The organism is Pandoraea cepalis (assembly GCF_902459665.1).
In the GTDB taxonomy this organism is placed as follows: domain Bacteria; phylum Pseudomonadota; class Gammaproteobacteria; order Burkholderiales; family Burkholderiaceae; genus Pandoraea; species Pandoraea cepalis.
In genome coordinates this window covers 35,494-42,003 of sequence record NZ_CABPSL010000029.1, presented here as the reverse complement: position 1 = coordinate 42,003, position 6,510 = coordinate 35,494, and the positions used below count along the sequence as shown (strand labels likewise).

Annotated in this window: 6 protein-coding genes and 1 pseudogene; all 7 read right to left on the bottom strand. The window is 61.4% G+C overall.

What is annotated here, in order from left to right; translation table 11 throughout:
* Positions 1-76: 76 nt before the first annotated feature.
* Positions 77-718 (bottom strand): annotated as a pseudogene (locus tag PCE31106_RS23005) (circularly permuted type 2 ATP-grasp protein); the annotation flags it as partial.
* A 522-nt stretch (positions 719-1,240) separates the two neighbouring features.
* Positions 1,241-1,774, bottom strand: coding sequence for an ureidoglycolate lyase (locus PCE31106_RS23000; RefSeq protein ID WP_150564802.1), 534 nt, complete (start codon positions 1,772-1,774; stop codon positions 1,241-1,243).
* Between the two features lie 77 nt (positions 1,775-1,851).
* Positions 1,852-2,874, bottom strand: a complete 1,023-nt coding sequence (gene alc, locus PCE31106_RS22995) for an allantoicase (RefSeq protein WP_150564801.1) — start codon at positions 2,872-2,874, stop codon at positions 1,852-1,854.
* 101 nt (positions 2,875-2,975) lie between these two features.
* Entirely contained in the window at positions 2,976-3,497 is a 522-nt protein-coding gene (gene uraD, locus PCE31106_RS22990; protein WP_026131624.1) for a 2-oxo-4-hydroxy-4-carboxy-5-ureidoimidazoline decarboxylase, read from the bottom strand.
* Between the two features lie 146 nt (positions 3,498-3,643).
* Positions 3,644-4,588 (bottom strand): allantoinase PuuE, encoded by a 945-nt coding sequence (gene puuE / locus PCE31106_RS22985; RefSeq protein WP_039829837.1) that lies wholly within the window; start codon positions 4,586-4,588, stop codon positions 3,644-3,646.
* Positions 4,589-4,955: 367 nt separating this feature from the next.
* On the bottom strand, positions 4,956-5,888 hold the full coding sequence (gene ldcA / locus PCE31106_RS22980; protein ID WP_150564800.1) for a muramoyltetrapeptide carboxypeptidase: 933 nt from the start codon (positions 5,886-5,888) through the stop codon (positions 4,956-4,958).
* Complete coding sequence (gene tadA, locus PCE31106_RS22975; RefSeq protein ID WP_150564799.1) at positions 5,885-6,430, bottom strand: tRNA adenosine(34) deaminase TadA; 546 nt, start codon at positions 6,428-6,430, stop codon at positions 5,885-5,887. The genes ldcA and tadA overlap by 4 nt, the downstream gene beginning before the upstream one ends.
* Positions 6,431-6,510 lie beyond the last annotated feature (80 nt).

Below are 6,510 nucleotides of genomic sequence, written 5' to 3'. Positions count from 1 at the left end.
TCCTTTACGCGGATCGATTCGTTCGACCGTCCGTGTAATTCTCAACTCGCCTTGAACACGGAAATTCTGACACCCCCACCCCCACCGGCGCCACGGCGCGCAGACTGTCCAGCAACAGGTCAGGATAATGCTCGACCGGCGCAATTCGGTTTCTCGCGAACAGTTCAGGGAATAACCGCATCATCATTTTGCGGTTTTCCAGCATGTACGACACGCCGGACGGCACTCGGAGATTGTCCTCCAGCACGTAGAACACGCCATCGTCGCCCGCCCCCGCCCGCACGACATCCACACCCGCGATATGTGCGTAAATGTCGCCCGGTACGTCCACCCCCTGCATCTCAGGACGATACTGCGCGTTCTGTAATACCTGCTCCGCCGGAATGACCCCGGCACGCAAGATGTCCTGCTCATGGTAGACGTCATGAACGAACCGGTTCAACGCGTCCACACGCTGGCGCAATCCCGCCTGCAAGGTCTGCCATTCGTGAGCAGGAACAATTCGTGGGATCAAATCGAATGGGATCAAGCGCTCTGTGCCCGCCTCATTGCCATACACAGCAAATGTGATCCCCACTCGCCGGAACGCCAAGTCGGCCTCGGCCCGCTTGTGGTGCAAGACATCCTCGGACTGGCATTTAAGCCAATCGTCAAACCGCCGGTAATGCGCACGCGTCGCACCCGTGATGCTCGCCATCTCGTTGTAGCTCTCGACCATTTGCTTCTCCGCAGATTGCTGTGTCGAGATCGTGCAATATCCATGCCCGTGCTGCTTTTTAACCCTTTCGCACGATTTCCGTGCACCACTCCCATCATTTCGCACCATATTAGTGATTTGAACTCAACACCGCTCCCCTAGACGGACCGGGGCCCCTTTCCGCCTCTCAAACATAAACCCAACTCGCTGCAGAAAGGGGCCCCGGTCCATCCCCCTCCACGCCCCCAGTCCCCCCACCGACACCGCCCGCTTCCCTCGCCTCCCCCCACACCGCCCCTGTCCCGTCGACACCGCCCGTCTCCATCGCCATCGCGACGCCGCACCCGCCCCGCGCGTGCTCCGCATCTGCCGCAGGACGGCCGCGTCGTCGCCCACACCTCTCCAGTACATCTTCTCCTCCTACCTCCTCCTAGCACCTCCTCTCGCTCTCCTCCCTCGCTTTTTCGTCCCCCCCATATGCAAAACGCCGGGCTCTCCCCGGCGTCTTCGCTGTCCTGCACTTATCGTTCGCTACCGCTTTGCTTATGCGGCCTTTCTCGCTGAGCGCACCGCCTCCAACGCCGCTCGCGTCAACACGTACGTGCCCGGCAAATCCTGCTCGTCACAGTTGTGACCCTCTCCACCCCGATCCACCACCACGAAGTCACTCACCTCATCCAACGCCAACAACGGGTGATGCCACACGCCACGCGCATAGTTCACCCCCTGCCACCCCTCCGAAACAAACGCCCTCATCTGACTCACATCCAATTCGCCCGCCGGCGCTACCACCACCAGGTACGGCGTCGTCTTCAACGGTATGAACGCCTGACTCCCCAACGGATGCCGCTCCAACATCTTCACCTCATACGGCAACTGCCTCGGCTGGCCACGAAACACATTGACCAACGTGCGACCGCCCTCCGGCCCCAAATCTACCGTCGCCAAATCGTGAAACCGCTCCGTCGTCCCGCCATTGATCCCGAAATGCTTCGCCCCCGACAACTCGATCACATCGCCAAACGGCGCAAACGCCTCTCGCGTCAATCGCTCGATCTTCAACGCCGCTCCCGCCATGTCACTCTCCTTTTTTTTCCCTTTTTCATTTCCCCCTCTCGCAAACGTCGCCGACCGCGAGAGGGATTCATTCACGCTTACGCTTTCTTTTCGCTCAACCGGCCCCACAATCGCAAACGCGATACACCCCCGTCCGGAATGATGTTGAAGCGAATGTGCGTGATCGCCCCCAGCCTCTGTACCTGCTCCTCAAAGCTGAATTGCTTGTCCATCGCCAATTTCTGCTCAGGCAACAGCTCAGGCCAGAACATCGACTGCGTAATCAGGGACTGCTCGGTGCCGCCCGTCACATACGCCGCCTGAATGGAACAACGATCCGGGAAGTTGCCCTTGAAGTGCGCCGTGTCCACTTCGATCTTCGCAATCTCGCCCGGCTGCGCCAACGCAATGATCGCCCAGTCGTTGCCCGGCTCACGACGTCGACGCGTCTCCCACCCATCGCCCATGTTCACCCCCCGGCCCGGCATCAACAGGTTCGACGCCATCCCGAAATGCTGGTTGTTCGCCGCGACGACGTAACCGCCATTCTCCATCGCGATGAGGTCGATCAACTCGTCACGCGAGCGTCGCGCCCAATCGCTCTGCGGCAACCCATACACGCGCAAACGCGCCAGGCCACCATCGGGGTACAGGTTCACTCGCACATGGGTCACCGCACGCGGGTTGGTGATCGCATGGTAGTGGTGAGCATTGCCCTGCAAGCTGGTCGACGCCAGCAATTCGAACCACTCGGCCGACTCGCCCGGAGCGCCGTCCGGGCTGTGGCAACCCTCGAGCGACGCGGCCGGCGGAAAGTTGCCGGTGAAGTGGCTGGTGTCGAGGTCAACGCCAAACAACACGCCCGGTCGCGCCAGCTTGACCACACACCAGTCGTAGCCGTTCACACGCTTGCGACGTGTCTCCCAACCATCCATCCACTTGCCGTTGTCGTCGTATTTGCCAGGGATGAACACGGCCGGCTCAGGGTTGAGCATGCGCTCCTTGGCCGCGAAAAACTCGTCGCTGGCCTCCAACGCCTGCGCACCCAGGCGCGGATCAGCCAAGTTGACGTAACGGCGCACAAATTCCGGTGCGTTCGGGTCTTGCGGGGCGAGGGCCATGCCAACTCCTTGATGCTGGGTAATGTCTGAAACGGAACGAATCGGGTTGCAACGGACGGAAACCACTCGGGCCGACACTATCCGCCCAGTCTCCTTACGGTTCAGTCGCGAACCAGATCCTGCAGACGGAATCCGGCGATACGGAAGATCTGTCGCAAGCATTCGTCGATCTCGTCCGCCCGGCTGTTTGCAACGCGCGCCGCGAAGTTTTCGATGATGCTGGCACGCGTATGCCCACGCACCGCCAGAATGTACGGGAACCCGAACTTGGCTTTGTACGCGTCGTTGAGTTCGGTCAGGCGCGCAAATTCGTCGGCACTGCACTGGTCCAGCCCCGCCCCCGCTTGCTCACGCGTGGACTCGGCCGTCAGTTCGCCTCGCACGGCCGCTTTGCCCGCCAATTCGGGGTGAGCACGGATGAGGTCGAGCTGAGGGCCTTCGCCAGCATCGATGACGGCCTGACACATGGCGTCCTGCAACGCCTCGACGGTGGCAAACGGACGGTCGTCCCAAGCCGCTTCGGCCACCCAAGGCGAATGCTCGAAGATGCCGTCGAGCGCCGCAACGAACTCGGCACGGGGCAACGCCGACAGTTCGGCAACGGTACGTTGGGTCATAGACAACGGGGCGTTCATTCACTGCTCTCCCGGAGAACAAAGGTGGCGCCCCGCCATGCTTTTCGCACAGCCGAGTGACGCCTTTCGGATTCAAATTTCTACCAGTGACCACGCCGGTTCCCAACGTAGCCGCCTCACCCAAATCTGCTCGCTCACGCCGCCACGTACGGATGGCGCGTCTGCCAGTGACGTGCCACGTCGATACGACGACACACCCACACACGATCATGTTTCTCAATGTGATCGAGGAATCGCTGCAACGCCGCAAATCGCCCTGGGCGACCCAGCAAGCGGCAATGCATGCCCACCGACAACATCTTCGGTGCCTCGTCCCCTTCCGCATACAAGACGTCAAACGCATCGCGCAGATAATGGAAGAAGTGATCCGCCGTATTGAAGCCCTGCGGTGCCGCGAAGCGCATGTCGTTGGAATCGAGGGTGTAAGGCACGACAAGGTGAGGCTTGACGTCGCCCGTGCCGGTCCGCACCTGTGTCCAGAATGGCAGGTCGTCGCCATAGTTGTCGGAGTCGTACACGAACCCGCCCTGCTCGACCACCAGACGCCGCGTATTCGGGCTGTCACGACCCGTGTACCAGCCAAGCGGCGCGCTGCCCGTCATTGCCTTGAAGAGGTCGATCGCGATGCGCATGTGCTCGCGCTCTGTCGCCTCGTCCATGTTCTGGTAGTGAATCCAGCGCCACCCGTGACACGCGATCTCATGCCCCAATTCCTGAAAAGCGGCTGTCACCTCAGGATGACGCTGCATGGCCATCGCCACGCCAAACACGGTCAACGGAAGCCCGCGGCGCTCGAATTCGCGCAAGATGCGCCACACGCCCGCCCGCGACCCATATTCGTAAATGGACTCCATGCTCATGTGACGCGCTTCGTACGCCGCCGCGCCAATGATCTCGGACAGGAATTGCTCGGACGCGCGATCGCCGTGCAATACACAGTTCTCGCCGCCTTCTTCGTAATTCAGAACGAACTGAACGGCAATGCGCGCACGCCCCGGCCAGTCGGCAAACGGTACGTGACGGCCATAACCGATGAGGTCGCGCGGATAGTCGCTGGAACTTGCAATGTGGCTGGCCATGGTGTCCTGGCATTCGGGGAATGGCGAAATGATCGAAGCAGTGTAGCCAAATCCATCCCGCGGAAACATAGCCAGATTCGGATATTCAGGCTGTGCTTAAACGTATAGTCGCCCCCGCACGGCCCCGCCCGTTCACGCGTACTCCTTCGCCCGAGCTCATTCGGCCCCCTCCCCGCCCGTAGATTTTGGTTGTCGACAAACCTACCAAAAACACCGTCAAATAACGCAAAAAATCACGCAACATCGCCCAATAGACGTCAATCGACGCAACAACAAAAAAGCACGCCGGGCCGTTGTTTCGACCCGGCGTGCTTTCGCTTGCCGCTATGCCGCTTTATCGAACGCTCAGTCGGCGCTCGCTTGGAAATTACGCGTACAGATAGGGATATCCCGTAAGCGTCAGCGTGACCTGCGCCCCGGATGTCTGCAATCTGGCCTGTCCGCCCACCGGCAAGGTCAGTTTGTCGGGACAGTGACCAAACGGCATATCGGTCACGATCGGAATGCCGATTACTTTACGCACGCTCTCGATCATCGCCGGCATGTCGTATCCGTTATCATATTCGGTCACTCGGTACTGTGAGAAATCCCCAAGCACCAACGCACGTTGACGCGCCAGAATGCCGGACTGATGCAACTGGTACAGCATCCGCTCAACGCGATACGGCGGCTCGTTGACATCTTCGACGAACAACACGCCCCCCTCGATCTGCGGCAGGTACCGGGTACCGATCAGGCTGCAGACCATCGCCAGGTTGCCGCCCCACAAGGTGCCCGACACGTCGATATCGCCGCTCGCCCCATCCCCCAGCCACTCGGCCACGTGACTCGGCGAACGCAATACGGATTGGAATTGCGTCAGGGTGAAATCGCTCAGCGGATCAGCCCCGAAGTCCGCCAGCAACATCGGCCCCGCGAACGTGGTGAGATGGGCCTGCGCCAACAGTGCCAACTGCACGGCCGTGAAGTCGCTATGACCGATGATGGCGACCGGTGCTCCCGATAACCGGCGATGCAGGCCTTCGTAGTCAAGCTGGTCGAGCAGATGCACGGCGCCATATCCGCCACGCACCGCGAGGACGATCTCGGGCACGGGATGGTCACGCCCCGCCAACTGGTTGATTTCGGCAACGCGCTCGGCATCGGTTCCCGCAAAGCGCAAGTACCGACGCGCAAGCGCCTCGCGATTGCTGACGGTGTAGCCGAGTCGCTCCAATGTCTCGATGCCGCGCAAGGCGACGTCGGGGTCGGGGGCGTAGCCCGACGGGGCAATCAGTTCGAGAAGCCTGGTCTGCGTCAATTGAGGGATCCCGGTGTTGGGGTTGGGGTCTCGCCCACCGACTCGGCGGACGCCGACGAGCGACGCGCCTTCGCAGCGGCACGTCGTTCACTGAAGAAGGTCTGGAGAATGTCGACGCACTCGTCGCGCATGACGCCGCCGAGCACTTCGGCATGATGATTGAGCCGAGGTTCCGCGAACAGGTCGACCACGCTGCCGCACGCCCCGGTCTTGGGATCCGCCGCCCCATACACGACGCGCTTCACGCGCGCATGCATGATCGCACCCGCACACATGACGCACGGCTCGAGCGTCACGTACAGTTCGCATTCCGGCAGACGATAGTTGCCCAACGCCTGTGCCGCCGCGCGCAGCGCCTGCATTTCGGCATGAGCCGACGGGTCGTGGCCGCCGACTGGACAGTTGTGCCCAACGGCAATCACCTGTCCGTCGCAAACGACGACGGCACCCACCGGCACCTCTCCCTGCACCATCGCGGCGCGGGCCTGCTGCAGCGCCAGGCCCATGTAGGTCTCGTCGGTGGCGGGTAACTCTCGATTCATGAAACGTTGACGAAAAGCCGCTACGCGTCGCCCGCCCCATTTCGGACGCGCCCCGCACAGCGCAATTGGCCGCTATCGGC

Bases quoted from the DNA above. Each gene is read 5' to 3' on its own strand.
- alc (WP_150564801.1), bottom strand. From the start codon at position 2,874: ATGGCCCTCGCCCCGCAAGACCCGAACGCACCGGAATTTGTGCGCCGT.
- puuE (WP_039829837.1), bottom strand. From the start codon at position 4,588: ATGGCCAGCCACATTGCAAGTTCCAGCGACTATCCGCGCGACCTCATC.
- PCE31106_RS23000 (WP_150564802.1), bottom strand. From the start codon at position 1,774: ATGGCGGGAGCGGCGTTGAAGATCGAGCGATTGACGCGAGAGGCGTTT.
- tadA (WP_150564799.1), bottom strand. From the start codon at position 6,430: ATGAATCGAGAGTTACCCGCCACCGACGAGACCTACATGGGCCTGGCG.